Below are 17502 nucleotides of genomic sequence, written 5' to 3'. Positions count from 1 at the left end.
ATTACTGATTAGCATCTTCTGAAGTCTAACTGTAACAAAAATTAAGATAGGGGATTTACACTTCTAGTTCTGAAGACGATGAAAAAACTTCAATTTATAGATAATAACGAAATGATGTAAATTAACGAGTAACAATAGTTTACAAAGGGGACGGTAGGGAGGTAGCCCTTAAAGAAGGGGGAAATGTTAAAGAGCTTGGAATCCAAGCTCTTATCATAATGCTAATTGTAGTTCTAATTACTCAAAACTTTGTTCAAGCTCATCAACTAATGAGCCAACATATGCTACTGCTTTTCTGATTGCATCTGGTTTAGACATATCAACACCGGCATATTTCATTAACTCCAATGGAGTCTTCGTTCCACCAGCTTTTAATACTTCAAGCCAACGATCAACTGCAGGTTGACCTTCTTCTTTGATTAGTTGTGCCACAGCAGTAGATGCGGTTAATCCAGCTGAGTATGTGTATGGATACAATCCCATATAGTAATGCGGTTGACGCATCCAAGTTAAGCTAGCATCCTCATCAATCTCGACTGCATCTCCCCAGAAATTAGAAAGAGTTTCTGCTTTTTGTTCACATAAAGTTGTAGCTGTAATTGGATTTCCTGCTTCTGCTAATGTATAGATTCGTCTTTGGAACTCACCTTCTAGTAAGTGCGTTACAAAGTTGTGGTAGTACGTACCAAGGAATTGTAATAAGATCCAACGTTTCATCCGCTTATCATCTGTTTTTGCTAATATATGTTGACCAAGTAGAAGCTCATTCATTGTAGATGGTGCTTCTACGAAATATGTTGAAGGTCGTGTATTTGAGAGCTTTTGATTTTTGTTAGCTAAGTAAAAATGACCAGCATGGCCTAACTCATGTGTAAGAACGAAGGCACCTCGCATTGTATCTGTCCAACTAAGTAGGATATACGGATGTGAACCATATGGGCTAGAACAGAAAGCCCCAGTGGACTTACCGACATTCTCAGCTAAATCAACCCATCTATCCGTTAAAGCCATTTTCATGATTTCGTTATATTCTGGCCCCATTACTTCTAATGATTCAAGAATGATTTTACTAACTTCTTCATACGTCGTTGTAGGATTGAATTCTGGATCTAGTGGTGCTTTTAAATCACAAAATAACATCTTATCTAAACCTAGTACTTTCTTTTTAAGTTTAGCTAAACGACGCATATGTGGTGCAAGCTCGTTTTGAATAACATCTAGTTGGTTGTTGTACATTTCTAGTGTTACTTGTTGTGGGTGTAAAAGCATCTCTGTTACAGATCCATAATTACGAAGCTTAGAAATTGTCACTTGTTTCTTTACTTCAGTAGCATAAGTAGCAGCAAAGGTATTTTTATATTGCTTTAAAGTCTTTACAAATCCATCATACGCATTACGTCTTGTCGTAGTGTTCGGTGATAGTTCATAACGATCCTCAAATAAAGCGAAAGAAAGAGGCAACTCCTCACCATTGTCATCTTCAAACGATGCAAATTCCATATCAGATGATTTACTACGTTGATAAATCATGTAAGGAGAGCTATGTACTTCACCTAATGCCGCTAAGGCTTCTTCTGTATCTGCTGAAAGAGTATAGGGTTTTTTATCAAGTATATCTTTTAAGGTCTTTTGGAAGGTTTCTAGTTCTTTCTCACTTTCTATGTAACGTTCAAGAGTTCCCTCTGGTAAAGCAAGGGCCTCAGATTCTATGAAAGATAATGAAGCACTTATTTTTGCTAGCGCTGACGCAACTCTAGCAGCATTTGCTTGATTTACTGGATTCGTTCCATCTTCAGATATTCTAAGGTTTGCGTATGTAGCGACAAGTACAATTCTCTCATACAGATTTTCTTGGGCATTCAAGCATGCTAATAACACCTCTGCCCCATCTGATAATCTTCCTTTATATTGTGTAACTGAAGGAAGATCTTGCTGAACTGATCCTAATTCTTTTTCCCAGTCTTCAGTTGTTTTAAATAAATCTTCTAAATTCCAAGTTAATTCAACAGGAACCTCTGCACGAGTTAATCTTTTTTGTTTTATTTTTTCCATAGCGATTCTCCTTTTTTTCTATTTTGATGCAAGTATTTCGGTAGTCTAACGAATTTAATTATATAGTAAAAATCACTATTTGGGTATTAATTTTCTGAATCTTATACTTTTTAATAGAAGGTTAAATTTCAAAGATATACATTATGGTATAGGAGAAAAGAATAATAAACAGGGTTGCCTGTTAAATATAGTAAGTTCTGCAATCTCTATTGCCAAGCCATTCAATATTTCAGGATTCTGTATAGTCTGCTTTGTTAGATTTCAATGGAAGATGTATAGAAGTAGAATAGTAGTATAGTGGAGAAATGAATAAGCACATCAAGCTAGCCTTAAACGTTATTTTATCGGGTGTCATCATATAGAAAAGCCCCTACAATATTAGGAGCGGCTTTTCTATATGATTCTGAAAAATGCTAGCTTAACATTTCACTTCTGCATTTTTTCTAGCATAGTAATACCAGTTAATGATAATCGAAATTACATAAAATGCAATGAAGAAGTATAGTGCATTAATAGGTGTACCATAGGAATTTACAGACCATCCAAATAATTTTGGTATGAAGAACGAACCGTATGCTGCACATGCTGCACTAAATCCAAGAACTGGGGCAGCCTCTTTGGCAGGAAAAATGATAGGGATCATTTGGAATGTTGAACCAGATCCTATCCCTGATGCAATGAAAAGCACCAAGAATGAAAGTAAGAATCCTATGAAGTTTCCTGCGTTACTAAAGAAAATAACAGATCCAGCACCAAAAATCATTACAATAAATACGTAAGATGTAACTCTAGCTCCACCAAGTTTGTCTGAAATCCAACCACCTATTGGACGAAAAGCAGCAGCTAAAAATGCTCCAAGAAAAGCTAATGGTACATACTCAGGATATTGTGATTTTAATAAAAGTGGAAATGCAGCTGCATACCCGATGAACGATCCGAAAGTTGCAACATAAAGCAATGTCATAACCCAATTATGCTTACGTTTTACAATAACAAATTGGTCAGCGACTGATTGTTTTGAATTCGGAAGATTATCCATCCCAAAATATGCAACAATTGTCATAATTATAATTGGGATTACCCAAATAAACGCTGCGTTTTGTAACCAAATTTGTGTACCATCAGGTAGAACTTGACCTTCTCCGCCAATAAACGCAAAGGTACTTACAGTTATGATTAATGGTGTTACAAATTGTACAACCGAAACACCCATGTTACCTAATCCGCCATTTATACCAAGTGCAGTTCCTTTTTCTTTTTTAGGAAAGAAGAAACTAATGTTTGCTGATGAGGATGAGAAATTCCCCCCACCAAGCCCACAAAGAGCTGCTAATAAAAGCATTATGGAGTAGGGGGTATCTGGATTTTGAACTGCAAAGCCAATACCTATTGCTGGAATCGCAAGTGCCCCGGTCGAGATAACAGTCCAGTTCCTCCCGCCAAATTTCCCGACTGCAAAAGTATAAAAGAATCGTAGTGTTGCACCGACTAAACCTGGTACAGCAGCTAATGTAAATAATTGTTCAGGTGTAAATGCAAAGCCTATATCATTTAATCGTACCGCTACCACAGACCATATTTGCCAAACGATAAAAGCAAGCATCAGCGAAGGTACGGAAATCCATAAGTTTCTTCTTGCGTGTTGCCTACCTTCTGATTTCCAAAAATGTTCATCTTCTGGATACCAATTAGTTATTCTTGCCATGATAATTCCTCCAATATGTTTCATCTTTCATCTAGTAATCTTAAAAGTACTAATCTACCCTCATAATACTTTCTCTAAAAAAATCTAAATGTGAGGTTTATCACAATGATCTATGAAATGTTGTGGCTTTGGTTGGAATATCATAAAATTGTAACAACTGTCGGTGAATGACAGACAATAAGAAATGAGATGTTTCTAAATTATAAAGTCAGCCATTGTATTGTTTTATATAGGAAGGAAACTTATTTCGAATGTCGAAGTATTAGAGTGAGAAATATGAGAGTGGGGGAGAAAAATGATTACCGTAAAGAAAAGTGATGTAATAGAGGATTTTCATGGAACTAGAGTAGCAGATCCATATCGTTGGTTAGAGAATACAGATTTAGTCGATACATTGTACATTGGATTGGGAAAAGGCAATGGAAACAGAATGTTCGAATCGAAAGCGGGTCATGGATTAGGAAAGCCAACTTCAAAGTTGATAAATGAATGGGTGGACTTTTATGCTTTTCTTGATAAGGAATTAATTTAACGGTTGACAAAAGTGGGATTTTTCTCGCTTTTTTTAAAGATTAGAAAGTATTCCATTTTTACCTGGTTTTTCTGTCTAGCTCCGGGCGCCCTGGGCAACGTGTTGTAACAAGTAAATAGTATAACAAGTAAAAGATGTAATAGGAGAGAGCGTAACGTTAGAGTGACACATGCTCAAACCATCATTCATAAATCCAATGAAATTTAATTTTAATACATGTTGCTGACAAATAAAGACAAACTATAGTAGTGCTCATGCAACAATTTAAATTTTATGGAGGAATGATGATGTTAAAAAGGCTTTTCCTAATCACTCTCATCTTGATGTTTTCGGTACCGGTCTATACTGGAGCGCAAATTAAAACCTTTAAGGAGCCGCCATTCGAATTTTATAAGGTTTCTCCGGGTGATTCATTTTGGTATATTGCTCAGCGTTATGGTCTTGACTACCGCCAACTAATGCAGCTTAATCCAAATATAGTACCAACAAATATGCAAGTTGGGGAAATTATTCGATTAAAAGCATCTGCTTCAAGCCCGAGTAGTTTTGAAGACCAGGTTGCCAAGTTAGTAAACGCAGAAAGAGCTAAACAAGGTTTACGACCACTTACACATAGAGCAGATGTGAAAAATGTGGCACAGAAAAAAGCAAGAGATCTTATTAACTCAAACTACTTCGCGCATACAAGTCCAAACTATGGTTCACCGTTCCAAATGCTAAAAACATTCGGAATCAACTACCAAAGTGCAGGTGAAAACATCGCAAAAGGTCAGAAGACACCTCAGGAAGTTATGGATGCTTGGATGAACTCTTCAGGTCATAGAGCAAACATTCTTAAAGCAGAATACGATACAATTGGTGTAGGTTTTTACAAGGGAGCATGGGTTCAATTGTTTCTAAAAGCACGGTAGGTGTACCTAGAAAAAGTATGTGCTTCTGACAACGTAGATAAAATTGCCAAGTTGAGTGTAAAGATTTGTGTTGGTTTTTAAACTCAGCTTTATTTATCAGAAGAGGAACAAACATAATAAGGGCAAACTAAATAATCAGTTTGCCATTATTATGTTTGTACAATTTTATTATACCATTTTCTCCTTAAGTTCGCTGTACCTACTAATAGAAACTTCACCTAATAATTGGATGAAAATTTCAGCCGTCATTACAGCGTCGTTTAAGGCGTGGTGACGTGTTCTCCTGCTTATAGAAAATCGTTCAATTAAATCATCTAAGTAGTTTTTTTGTGAAGGGTATAACTTATTTGCTAATAAAAATGAATCTAGATATTCAGGAGAAAATTCAGGTAAACCCCATTTTTTAAACCTCTTTTTTAAGAAGTTGATATCAAAGCTAGCAGGGTGTGCAACTAGTATGGTTCCTTCACTAAACTGCAAAAACTCACTCATAACAATAGGTAAAGGTTCACCATCAATAATCTCTTTTTTCTTTAGGCCAGTAAACCTTTTGGTTGATTTGGTTACAGTTTGGAGAGGGCTTATCACTTTATAAAAAGAATTGCTATATTGGACTTGTGAGTGTTTAACCTTTACTGCTCCAATTGAGATTATTTCATCACCTAACTCAGGGAAAAAGCCAGTTGTCTCCAGGTCGAATATTGTAAATGTGCAATCAGCAAGCTCCTTATTATCAATTGCAGTTGGTTGATAGTTTTTTAATGTTTGCATTAAAGTAGCATAGGAAGGGTGCTGTTTTGCATTCCTAATTTTATATTTTAAAATAAATTGTTTTAAAAAATAGTATTCTAAAATCTTTAAGTCTACTGGCAAAACTATATCACCCGATTTCTATTTAAACTAATCTTAAGAGCTTGTTGCATTCGATTAGCAACCTGTAAGGCTTCTTTTAATTTATTTTTATCCTCTTTAGAAACTTCATTTAAAGTTAGAATGTTTGTAGTAGGCCTTCCTTCACGTAATTCAAATAAATTCTGTTTTAATCGCATAGAGATTAGGTGGTGAAGTGCAATTTTAGCATTTTCGATATCTCTGGGGTGAAAGGCTTGTAGCTTTTTAAGTTCGTTCAATCTTTTGATTGTATTTACCTCTCGTATGCCATATTTAATTGAATAAATCCGTACACAATTTATAATCTGCATTAATCCAGACTTCTTTACGTCTAATGTCTTTTGCTTTGTCAGGATATTCATTTTTCCAAGTGAGTTAACAGGAACCCGAAATCTTAATGTGTCCTTTATTAATAGTTGCTGTAGATTTAACGAACGTTTAACCTTCTTAGTGATAAGTGTTCTAATTTCTTCGGCAAGCATAAAATCTCCATAAATTGGACGAAAGTCATAAAACATTGTGAAATTTTGGATTTCTTCAGCGTCCATTTCTTTTAACCAGAACATAATTTCGTTCTGCCATTCACTGAAGGACTTCCGCCATTTAAGCTCACGAGCCATTATTCCACCTTTACACTCCTCGAAACCACAAGTAGCTAATCGTTTGTTTATTTTTGTGGTAAAAATGTCAAAGTATGAATTGATTTTATTTTGGTTTGAGAGATGGTTATAATCATTCAAGATAATTCCATTGTCTTGGTCTGTACTAAAGGCTTGTTCTTTTCTACCCTGACTTCCCATTACAATGAAACAATAATTAATAGGGGGTAGTCCGTATCCTTCATTTTTCATTTCTATTTCAGTAAGTTTAATAATTTGTCTATAAAGATGATCATTATGATTTGTGATCGTTTCTGATACATCATATGCAAAATGATCTTGCTCAAGTAAGCTTTCGATCAGTCCATGAAACTGCTGATTACCTTCTGGAGATAAATCGACCAACTCATCGTAAGACTCTGAAGAAATTACTTTATGTGTTAACTCAATAAAGTTGGAGTTTTCCATTCCTATAAAAGAATCTTTAGAAAGCGTGCCTTTTACAACTTGGTTCGTAGAGATAATTGGAATAAAGTTAATCTGATGAAATTTTAAATATGCAACTGCTTCATAGGCAAACGTTTCTTCATTTAACCAATAGGGGCTTCTATTTGCCCAATCTATGACTTTATTTAAAAAAGGAGAACCCTGTGTAATAAAGCGTAATATATCCACCTGGTTTATGACGCCTTCAAAGGTATTATTATCATTGCTGATAATTAGTCCGTTTACACCTAAAGTTAGCATTTTCTCTGCAGCAGTGGTCATCAGTTCATTTGGCTCAATAAAATAGGGTTTTTCCATAATAGTCTTGATTCTTGTTCGGAATAGTGAATTAGCTGTCGTATCATGTTGAGAGGATTTATATTTAATCTCGTCATATAAGGTTTTCATTCTCTCCCCGATACTTTCAAACATCACTCTAGAGAAGTCCTTATTCTTTGTCATAATGTCAAAAAAGTCTTTTTTGTTAAACCGAAAAACAGTACTATCCTCGATAACCTGTACGGAGAAAGTCATTTCACCACTAGTCACCATGATCATTAATCCCATTAAATCGCCAGGGTAGTAGAATCGCAATGAGACCTGCTCACCGCTCGGACGATGCAAGATATTTTTAGCAAGTCCGGAAACTAAAAAGAATATATCTAAGTCCTCAACCTTCTCATTTTCATGAAACAGATATTCATTCTTTGAAAAAGTCTTTTGTCTGGCATTCGTAACAATTGTCTCAAGTTCATCTTCTGTTAACAAATTAAAAGGGTAGTGGTTTTCAAAAAGAGTATATAATTCTGTATGGTTCATTGTTACACCACCTTTAAAAATTACTTTATAAATAAACCGTAACATTAATATAGAAAGATATAAAGGGATATGCGGTATATGTAGAGATTTTAGAAATAGGAAGGGAAAGTGAAAATAAAAAAAGACGTCTGTTTAAACAGACGTCTTTTGCGTATTGAGGCGAAGGACCGAACGCCACATCGCTCGTGCCAAAAGGCATGTCCTGCGACTTACACAATTTTAGCTCATCGCTAAATTAATATAACATGCATAAAAACATTATACAAGCATTTATATCTGGTAATATTGTCCTATAGTGGACGCTTTTGGATTACAAGACCATGTCAGACTGGACATAATGATAAAGTAATTTGGCAGTGTTGTCGATAGATGTTTCATGTGTACGTTCAAAAGCATGGGAAGAATCGATTCCCGGTCCAATTAACCCGTGAACGATGTCATGTCCTGAACGAATAGCAGCTGACGCATCAGAGCCATAGAAAGGATAAATATCAAGCTTATAACCAATCTTATTTTCCTCGGCTAGGCCAACAAGCTTCTTTCTAAACTGATAATGATAAGGACCACTAGCATCTTTTACACAAATTGAAACAGTGTACTCATCAGTTGACTGACCGTCCCCCATAGCGCCCATATCAACTGCTAAATATTCAACTGTTTCTGGAGTGATATTTGAATTCCCACCATAACCAATTTCCTCGTTATTCGAAATTAGGAAATGGGTAGTATAGGGAAGCTTAATATTATCTGCTTTAACTTGTTTTATTAATTGCAGAAGAATGGCAACACTTGCTTTATCATCTAAATGCCGAGACTTAATATAGCCACTTGGGGTTACTTGAACTCTAGGATCAAACGAAACAAAATCACCAACTTCAATACCTAATGCACGAACATCGTCAGCATTCTTAATAACTTCATCTATTCTTACTTCCATATTATCTTGGTTACGCTCTGCTTTTCCCGCATCTTTATAAACGTGAACAGATGTTTGATGCATAAGGATCGTGCCAGTAAATATTTTTCCAGAAGATGTTTCAATTTGACAATATTCACCCTCTATCGAATTGTATTTAAAGCCTCCAATTAAATCTAGCTTCAATCTACCACTGGCTTTAATTTCTTTCACAATTGCACCTAAAGTATCAACATGCGCGGTAAGCATTCTGTGTTGGGTGTTGTCTTTACCTGGTAAAGTGGCAATTAGTCCACCTTTTCGATTCCTTTTCGTTTCGACTTGTAATTCAGATAAGAATCTTTCTACATATGTAATCACTTCATTTGTGTTTCCCGAAGGACTAGGAATGGAAACTAAGTTTTTTAAAAGGTTTATTGTTTCAGCAGTATTTGGATAATTCAAAAGAAAGCTCCTCTCAAATTTTGGATTTGTACTATTTTCCAATTATATCATAATTGATGTAGACTACTAGTTATCTACTTTTCTCATCGGCAAGAGAGCCTGGATTTCCAAGCTCTTTTTATTTTTTACTATTTACGTAAAGAGGGCCTAATGTCACCTCAAACCCAATCGAAGTATTCAAATCTAACACACTAATACTGCCTTCAATAGTATCGGCAAAATCAAGATCACGTAGTGTAAATGTTACTTCTCCATCTGAATCGTTGGTAGTGATGGCAGTTATAGTTTCTTCCGTTAGTAATTTATCATCGTTATACATTTTTACATTTAACCGAAAAGCAACATTAGCGCGATTGATGACTGAAAATGATAGTGTGTTATTGTTAATACCTTTAAGTGTCGGAGTTGCTAAGAGTCTCCTTTTATCAATGGTAAGTCCCGTTTTTTCTTCAAAATAGGAGTGAAGTTTGCTTAGCTCTAATACATTCGTTAATTGTTGATTGTCATGCTGTATCATTGTATAAAATGCTTCATTAGTTAGTACATCTTTCACTTCAACCTTTCTAGTAGATCCGTAGAGTAGTACATAATCATCTGCTATTATTTCTTGAGGATAGGAACCATATTGGTTTGTTGAATAATTAACGAAGGCATCCCATCGAATGGAAGCCACATCTAAGCCTCTTAGTTTAGACCATTTTGAAAACGGGAAGTGATGGGAAGGGAAGTAATAATAAGTAAAATGATGCCCATATTCATGTGCAAGTGTTTCTCTATACATTTCTGGCTCAGTGTATTTATCACCGTGATATAAGGTAATTGTGTTGGTTAAGGCATGATATTGTCCCTTAGTATCATAATCCTCAGAAGGGTAATCACCTAAACCTTCTCCCACAACTTTTACTTCTTGTAAAAATTTAATTTCCTCACCATGCTTGTTTTGAATGAGTTCTTCATATAATTTCTGAAGCTTTTTTTCGTTCCATTCGTCTGTATAGCTAATAAACTGAATTCCCTCGGGAGATTTATAGTTTGCATAATAGGTAGAGTCATAGATAATTGGATCTAAACTTACTAAAAGCGGTAAACAGATAATGATAGATAGTAATAATAGACGTTTTTTCATGATGTATATCACCCTTCAATCCATTTTATCATGATAGTGTAGAAGGAATATCTAGTTAAATTTTAGTAATAAAAAAGATCAGTTTAACTTGATGTCAAACTGATCAGATGCAGATATGAAATTCATTAGAATCAATACATGATTTCTTGGTCCACTAGATTACCACTCATTTACTGATATAAAGGATTCCATTTTATTTCACCGGATTTATTAATATAGTCAACTTCAACCTGAAAATTATGTTTTTCATAAAAATGGATAAGTCGGTCTAAATGATCCCAGTCTCTTTCTGCAAGGTCGCCTGTTATATATTGAATGTTTTGTTCTTTAGCTAGGACTTTTAAATAGTCCATGCAAATCGAACCAAAGCCTTTGTTTGCGTCACCTTTAATATCTCCAATGTGGATAGTATTATTGTCCGAGTAATAGGCTTGAATTGAAAAGTCCCATATCCCTTTATAGGGTGTCTCACAATCATCTAACATAATTTTACAGGAGTTGCCATCATTGAGTACATAAATTATAACCCAGCTATTCTCATACGTTTGCTCAATACCAATGATTTTCCATTTTTTTGCAATTTCCTTCATATTATCTTGCATTCTAAATAGTTGAAATTCGAGATTTTCAAGATCTTCTCTTAATTCCCCCTCATCCTTTGTTTCCACATCATCCATTCCTAATAATTTCGTAAACACTAGTTAGAAACTCCTTTCTAGCCATTTTAGTACAGGGAGTGCTATAAAAATCACTCAAGATATATCATATATATTCAAGGCATAAATGTTGAGTGAGTAAATTTAAGCACAACAAGTTATAAATTATACTTTATTTTTACTGGAAATACAACTTGTTAAAAAAATAATATAGAGTGGTATGATAGTAGTAGGATTATTTAATTATAATAGAGTAATAATTGGATCATAAGTCAGGAGAGATCTTTCATGGAGAAGTTTATAGAGAACAAAAAGGAAGAAATGCTCGGGCTATTAGAGCAAATTGTTAATATTGATAGTGGTTCATATGTAAAAGAAGGTATTGACCAAATTGGAGAAATTTTAAAAGAAAAATATGAAACATTAGGTTTTGTAGTTGATGTTATTGAAGAAAAAGAAAATGGAAATCACCTTGTCATTTCACATAAGGAAGCTAGTAATCCGAAAATTCTACTAATTGCTCACATGGATACAGTGTTTCCAAAGGGTACTGTTGTACAAAGACCATTTACAATTGAAGGTGAACGTGCCTATGGGCCAGGTGTAATTGATATGAAAGCTAGTCAAGTAACTCTTTTATATGCAATTAAGTCTTTAGTAGATAGTAATGATCCATCCTATAAAAATATTCAAATTGTCTTAAACAGTGATGAAGAGATTGGTTCTCCTTCTTCTCGGTCTTTAATTGAAAAATGTGCGGAAGATAAGGGATATGCTTTAGTGATGGAACCAGCAAGGAAAGATGGGTCACTCGTTTCATCAAGAAGAGGAAAAGGAAACTATACATTGCATGTAAAGGGGCGTGCAGCACATTCTGGAATAGAACCCGAAAAAGGAAGAAGTGCGATCGAAGAACTGGCCCACAAAGTCATACAATTACATGAACTTACCGATCATGAAAAAGGTATTAGTGTCAATGTAGGTATGATTGAAGGTGGCTCTTCTGTTAATACAGTCTCTGATAATGCTATAGCACATGTTGATATCCGCATTACAGAATTAGACCAAGTACAGCCCTTAGAAGATAAAATTGAAGAAATTTGTGCTTCTACGGACATTCCAGGTACAGAAATAGAATTAGAAGGTGAAATGAACCGCCCTCCAATGGAAAAGAATGAGCAAACGAAATCACTTTTACACACGATTCAAAAAGTTGGTCACGAAATTGGGTTAGAAATTGAGGATACTGCAACTGGTGGTGGCTCTGATGCTTCCTTTACCTCAGCAAAAGGTGTTGCAACCATTGATGGACTAGGACCTGTCGGAGGTAATCCACATAGTGAAAACGAATATTTGGAAATTCCTACATTAACTGAACGAACATATTTACTAGCCAAGATTATTAAGCGACTAACTACCGATAAATGAAAAAGATAGAAGCAATCTAATCTTTGTTGGACAGTTAATTATTTAAAGCCTTATAATAATCTTATAAAAACGTAAGGAGATAATTACTTAATGAAACTATTTACTAAGCAACGTACTCTTGTATTTACACTAATTTTTCTATTAACAGTATTAGCAGGATGTGGTACTAAAGAATCAACTGAAACTGAGATTGGAAGTGACACCTCCGCTAAAACCGGTGAAAACCCAATAGTAACAATTACGATGGAGAATAAGGATATTATTAAACTTGAACTATATCCTGATATCGCTCCAAATACTGTCGCAAATTTCATTTCCTTAATAGAAAAAAATTATTATGATGGGCTCATTTTTCATAGAGTTATACCTGGCTTTATGATTCAAGGCGGTGACCCAGACGGTACAGGTGCTGGCGGTCCAGGATATAGTATTTCAGGTGAGTTCACCGCAAATGGGTTTACAAATGACTTGAAGCACGAAAAAGGTGTTATTTCTATGGCTAGAACTCAAGACCCTAACTCAGCTGGTTCGCAATTTTTTATTATGGCTGAGGATGCTCCTAGTCTTGATGGACAATATGCGTCATTTGGTAAAGTAATTGAGGGACAAGAGGTTGTAAGTTCAGTTGTATCTGTAGAAAGAGACAGCGTGGATAAACCATTAGAGGATCAAAAAATTAGTACCATAACAGTCGATACGTTTGGCGTAGATTATGGTGAACCGAAAAAGACAGAGTAGTAATGAATGATAGATAGACTAAGGACCTGCTTATTGCAGGTTCTTTTCTTATTGTTAAGGAATTTATAAAATTGTAAGGTTGTGTATAACTTCGTGACTCTGTCTATCTACGTCTAGCTCCAGGCGCCATCGACTCGAGGTCATAAGCCATTTCCTTTAAGAAGGAAAAACCACCTTCTTAAAGGAACCGTCTTATGCTTGTCGCCGATAAGCGGGCGCCCTGCGCTTTTGTTCAAAGATAAGAAAGTATAAAAATTTGTACCAAGTTTTAGTGTCTAGCTCCGGGCGCCATCGACTCGAGGTCATAAGCCAATCCGTCCGGAAGGTAAAGAACAACCTTCCAGCCGGCTTGTCTTATGCTTGTCGCCGATAGGCGGGCGCCCTGCGCTTTTCTTATTAGAAAAGTAAATTATCCTTCGATTATCGAAATAGTTGTTGAATATACATATGTAATCATTTAGAATTATAAGATAATTTAATAATTTGAACAGCTTCTGGGGGACTACAAATGTTAAGAGTTTTATCGTATTTAAAGCCTTACCGCATTGCAATGGCTATTGCGTTAGCACTTATGCTAACCGAGTTAATTGTAGAGCTTTGGCAGCCATTACTAATTGCAAAAATAATTGATGATGGGATTTTACAAAATGATCTTTCTGTTGTGTATAAATGGGGGGGAGTAATGGTTGGGTTGTCGTTTTTGGCTTTTGCAGCGGGGATTATAAATTCTTTCTTTGCTGCACACGTAAGTCAAAGCTATGGATTTGACCTTCGTAAGAATCTATTTATGAAGGTTCAATCATTCTCATTTGCTAATTTCAATGAATTTCAAACATCGTCATTGATAACACGTTTTACGAATGATGTCACACAGCTGCAAAATACTGTTTTTATGAGTTTGCGAATAATGCTAAGGGCTCCGTTACTGATAATCGGTGGAATGGTTATGGCCTTATTTGTAAATGTAAAGCTTGCCTTGATTTTAGTGATTGCGGTTCCAGCGTTACTAGTATTTTTATTAATCGTGATGAATAAAGGAAGTAGATTATTTAAATCTGTTCAAGAAAGATTAGACGATGTAAATAGAGTAATGCGCGAAAATCTTTCGGGGATGAGACTTATTAAAGCTTTTCTTAGATGGAAACATGAAGTCAACCGTTTTACAAATGTTAATCAAAAACTAATGGATAAAACAATAACGTCATTGCGTGTCATAGAATTCACAATGCCAGTTTTATTATTAGTGATGAACGTAAGCATTTTAGCAATCCTTTGGTTTGGAAGTGTGCAAGTAAATGTTGGCAATGTAAAAGTAGGGGAAATTGTTGCACTTGTCAATTACTCAACCCGGATCATGGGTGCTTTTTCTATTTTTACTTTTATCATATTAATTTTTTCACGTGCCAAAGCATCTGGAAATCGTATATCAGATGTATTAGTAGCAGATGTTGATATGACTGATGCACTAGATTCCATCTATCCTACAAGATTTAAGGAAGGTGTTATTGAGTTTAAGGATGTTTCTTTTACATATCCAGGGAATAATCAGCAAGTATTACATAATATTTCCTTTACTGCTTATTCTGGTCAAACAATTGCAGTGCTTGGGGCAACAGGCTCAGGGAAATCTTCTTTATTTCAATTAATACCACGTCTGTATGATGTTAACAGTGGTCAAATTTTAATTGACGGTTTAGACGTAAAAACCTTAAAACAAGATAATCTACGAAAACAAATAGGCTATGTCCCACAGGAGGCTTTATTGTTTACAGGTACGGTAAAGGACAATATGATGTGGGGGAAGGAAGATGCTTCAATGGAAGAAATTATTGAAGCGACAAAGAATGCACAAATTCATGAAACAATTGATAAACTTCCTAATAAATACGAAACGTTAATAGGTCAAAAGGGTGTTAATCTTTCTGGTGGACAGAAGCAACGCTTGTCAATCGCTAGAGCGCTTATTCGGAAACCTAGAATTCTACTGTTAGACGATAGTACAAGTGCGTTAGATTTAAAAACAGAAGCTAAACTGCTAAAAGCATTGGAAAAGTACATTTGTACAACCTTGATCATTACACAAAAAATTACAACGGCGATGGAAGCAGATAACATATTGTTATTAGAAGATGGGAAACTGATTGAACAAGGTAATCATAACTATCTTGTGAAAAATTCAGATCTTTACCAAAAAATCTTCCAATCACAATTTGGAGAGGAGGCGCTTAAGCATGTCAGAGAAGCAAACTGAGCTAATCCCAACATCTAAAAAAGCTGGTAAGAAGGAGATAAGAAGAAATTGGCTTGGTACACTAAAAAGAATATGGATGTTTCTTGCTGATCGAAAAGGCTTGTTACTGCTCGTACTGCTTATGGTTGTCATCAGTTCGGCCTTAGGGTTACTTGGACCATTTCTGGTAGGTATGGCTATTGATAAATATATTATTACAAAGGATAGTCAAGGACTTTTTATTCTTTTATTGTATTTAATCATCATTTATATCATTCATTCGATTTCGATTTTCTTTCAAAACTATTGGATGATTGGAATAGCTCAAAATACTGTATTCAAAATGAGGACACAGCTTTTTAATCATCTCCATAAACTACCGATTCAGTTCTTTGATAAAAGACAGCAAGGGGAGCTTATGAGTCGTGTTACAAATGATATTGAAAATGTAAGTTCGACTTTGAATAGCTCTTTTATACAAGTTTTTTCTAGCGTACTTACACTAATCGGTACAATTGCTGTAATGTTATACTTAAGTCCTTTATTAACTTTTATAACATTATTGATCATTCCAATTATGTTTTTAGGGTTAAAATGGATTACAAATAGGACAGGAAAACTATTTAAAGAACAACAACGCAACATCGGAAGTTTAAACGGTTATATAGAAGAAACCATTTCTGGTCAACGAATTGTAAAGACATTTTCACAAGAGGAACGAGTCATCGCGGAGTTTATGGAAAAAAATAAAAAACTTAAAGCCTCTGGATATTGGGCACAGACCTATTCAGGCTTCATTCCAAAACTAATGAATTTGCTTAATAATTTAAGCTTTGCACTAATAGCTGGGATTGGTGGATTGTTAGCTTTAAATGGTGGTAGTGCTAGTATATCCATTGGTGTGATTGTCATTTTTACGGAATATTCGAGACAGTTTACCCGCCCTTTAAATGACCTTGCGAACCAGTTTAATACATTATTATCTGCTATCGCCGGTGCAGAGAGAGTATTTGAAATTCTTGATGAGGAAGTTGAAGCAAAGGACGAAAAAAATGCGTTCGAATTAGATCAGGTTAAAGGTGCAGTGGAGTTTAAAAATGTTTCTTTTTCTTACGAAGAAGATGGCAATACCATTCAGGATGTCAGTTTCTATGTAAGTCCTGGAGAAACTGTAGCGTTAGTAGGTCCTACAGGAGCAGGTAAAACAACGATTATAAACCTTATTTCAAGGTTTTACGATACGAATCAAGGAACAATTCTGATTGATAAAAAAGATATGAAAGACTTTAAACGGTCAAGTCTCCGTCATCATATGGGCTTTGTCTTACAAGATACCTACCTGTTCCAAGGAACAATAAGAGAAAATATTAGATATGGAGACCTAATGGCAACAGATGAGGAAGTAGAACGTGCTGCTAAATTGGCTAATGCTCATTCATTTATTATGAAATTGCCGAATAAGTATGAAACGCTAATTAATCAAGATGGTAGCGGGATTAGCCAAGGACAAAAACAGCTTTTGTCTATTGCGAGAGCGTTCTTGCCAAACCCATCAATTTTAATACTAGATGAAGCTACAAGTAGTGTTGACACAATAACCGAGTTGAAAATACAGGAAGCTCTACAAAGACTAATGAAAAATAGAACCTGCTTTGTTATCGCTCACAGATTAAACACGATTCAACAAGCAGATCAAATTTTAGTGTTGGAAGAAGGTAAAATTATAGAAAAAGGCTCACATGCTACACTCCTAAAACAGAAAGGATTTTATTACGGGCTATTTCATAGTCACTTAAAGCAAGAGATTGGATAACAGATTATATAGTGCAGTATCCGATAAAGTGGATGCTGTTTTTTTAATCAATTTCTATCCCACCTTAAATTTAAACATTCGCTTAAATATCAGGGTAAATTTGATATCTGGATTAATATGGTATGAGCAAAAAAAGAAGTCTAGGGAAATAATAAC

Annotated in this window: 13 protein-coding genes; 6 read left to right on the top strand and 7 right to left on the bottom strand. The window is 35.2% G+C overall.

Annotation, left to right across the window (positions count from 1 at the left end; all coding sequences use genetic code 11):
• Positions 1–237: 237 nt before the first annotated feature.
• Together pepF and PY093_RS02665 are read right to left on the bottom strand one after the other, a co-directional pair.
• Complete coding sequence (gene pepF / locus PY093_RS02670; protein ID WP_275644324.1) at positions 238–2052, bottom strand: oligoendopeptidase F; 1815 nt, start codon at positions 2050–2052, stop codon at positions 238–240.
• Between the two features lie 418 nt (positions 2053–2470).
• Complete coding sequence (locus PY093_RS02665) at positions 2471–3757, bottom strand: NarK family nitrate/nitrite MFS transporter (protein WP_275644323.1); 1287 nt, start codon at positions 3755–3757, stop codon at positions 2471–2473.
• 295 nt (positions 3758–4052) lie between these two features.
• Between PY093_RS02665 and PY093_RS02660 the strand changes: the two genes are divergently transcribed.
• Entirely contained in the window at positions 4053–4289 is a 237-nt protein-coding gene (locus tag PY093_RS02660) for a hypothetical protein (RefSeq protein ID WP_275644322.1), read from the top strand.
• 287 nt (positions 4290–4576) lie between these two features.
• Positions 4577–5200 carry a CAP domain-containing protein gene (locus tag PY093_RS02655; RefSeq protein ID WP_275644321.1) on the top strand — a complete coding sequence of 208 codons (624 nt, stop codon included), beginning with the start codon at positions 4577–4579 and terminating at the stop codon, positions 5198–5200.
• Positions 5201–5368: 168 nt separating this feature from the next.
• Here the strand turns inward: PY093_RS02655 and PY093_RS02650 are convergent, their stop codons facing one another.
• From PY093_RS02650 to PY093_RS02630, 5 genes are all read right to left on the bottom strand, one after another.
• Positions 5369–6073 (bottom strand): 3'-5' exonuclease, encoded by a 705-nt coding sequence (locus tag PY093_RS02650; protein WP_275644320.1) that lies wholly within the window; start codon positions 6071–6073, stop codon positions 5369–5371.
• A 2-nt stretch (positions 6074–6075) separates the two neighbouring features.
• Positions 6076–7995, bottom strand: coding sequence for a DUF294 nucleotidyltransferase-like domain-containing protein (locus PY093_RS02645; protein ID WP_275644319.1), 1920 nt, complete (start codon positions 7993–7995; stop codon positions 6076–6078).
• Positions 7996–8305: 310 nt separating this feature from the next.
• The gene (locus PY093_RS02640) at positions 8306–9355 is read right to left on the bottom strand and encodes a M42 family metallopeptidase (protein WP_275644318.1); all 1050 of its coding nucleotides are present in this window, start codon (positions 9353–9355) and stop codon (positions 8306–8308) included.
• Positions 9356–9473: 118 nt separating this feature from the next.
• Entirely contained in the window at positions 9474–10481 is a 1008-nt protein-coding gene (locus PY093_RS02635; RefSeq protein WP_275644317.1) for a hypothetical protein, read from the bottom strand.
• Between the two features lie 170 nt (positions 10482–10651).
• Entirely contained in the window at positions 10652–11179 is a 528-nt protein-coding gene (locus PY093_RS02630) for a hypothetical protein (RefSeq protein WP_481769264.1), read from the bottom strand.
• A 246-nt stretch (positions 11180–11425) separates the two neighbouring features.
• Here PY093_RS02630 and PY093_RS02625 point away from each other — a divergent pair, with 246 nt between their 5' ends.
• From PY093_RS02625 to PY093_RS02610, 4 genes are all read left to right on the top strand, one after another.
• On the top strand, positions 11426–12565 hold the full coding sequence (locus PY093_RS02625; protein ID WP_275644316.1) for a M20 family metallopeptidase: 1140 nt from the start codon (positions 11426–11428) through the stop codon (positions 12563–12565).
• A 90-nt stretch (positions 12566–12655) separates the two neighbouring features.
• Complete coding sequence (locus PY093_RS02620) at positions 12656–13303, top strand: peptidylprolyl isomerase (protein ID WP_275644315.1); 648 nt, start codon at positions 12656–12658, stop codon at positions 13301–13303.
• Between the two features lie 508 nt (positions 13304–13811).
• Positions 13812–15554, top strand: coding sequence for an ABC transporter ATP-binding protein (locus tag PY093_RS02615; protein ID WP_275644314.1), 1743 nt, complete (start codon positions 13812–13814; stop codon positions 15552–15554).
• A complete protein-coding gene (locus tag PY093_RS02610) occupies positions 15535–17346 on the top strand; it encodes an ABC transporter ATP-binding protein (protein ID WP_275644313.1) in 1812 nt (603 codons plus the stop codon). The genes PY093_RS02615 and PY093_RS02610 overlap by 20 nt, the downstream gene beginning before the upstream one ends.
• The last annotated feature ends 156 nt before the right edge of the window (positions 17347–17502 follow it).

Origin of the sequence: Cytobacillus sp. S13-E01, from assembly GCF_029193815.1 — a bacterium.
In the GTDB taxonomy this organism is placed as follows: domain Bacteria; phylum Bacillota; class Bacilli; order Bacillales; family Bacillaceae_L; genus Bacillus_BV.
This window is presented reverse-complemented; position numbering and strand designations above follow the sequence as displayed.

Coding starts and splice junctions, on each gene's coding strand:
- pepF (WP_275644324.1), bottom strand. CDS start 2,052: ATGGAAAAAATAAAACAAAAAAGATTAACTCGTGCAGAGGTTCCTGTT.
- PY093_RS02620 (WP_275644315.1), top strand. CDS start 12,656: ATGAAACTATTTACTAAGCAACGTACTCTTGTATTTACACTAATTTTT.
- PY093_RS02660 (WP_275644322.1), top strand. CDS start 4,053: ATGATTACCGTAAAGAAAAGTGATGTAATAGAGGATTTTCATGGAACT.
- PY093_RS02635 (WP_275644317.1), bottom strand. CDS start 10,481: ATGAAAAAACGTCTATTATTACTATCTATCATTATCTGTTTACCGCTT.
- PY093_RS02625 (WP_275644316.1), top strand. CDS start 11,426: ATGGAGAAGTTTATAGAGAACAAAAAGGAAGAAATGCTCGGGCTATTA.
- PY093_RS02645 (WP_275644319.1), bottom strand. CDS start 7,995: ATGAACCATACAGAATTATATACTCTTTTTGAAAACCACTACCCTTTT.
- PY093_RS02665 (WP_275644323.1), bottom strand. CDS start 3,757: ATGGCAAGAATAACTAATTGGTATCCAGAAGATGAACATTTTTGGAAA.
- PY093_RS02610 (WP_275644313.1), top strand. CDS start 15,535: ATGTCAGAGAAGCAAACTGAGCTAATCCCAACATCTAAAAAAGCTGGT.
- PY093_RS02655 (WP_275644321.1), top strand. CDS start 4,577: ATGTTAAAAAGGCTTTTCCTAATCACTCTCATCTTGATGTTTTCGGTA.
- PY093_RS02615 (WP_275644314.1), top strand. CDS start 13,812: ATGTTAAGAGTTTTATCGTATTTAAAGCCTTACCGCATTGCAATGGCT.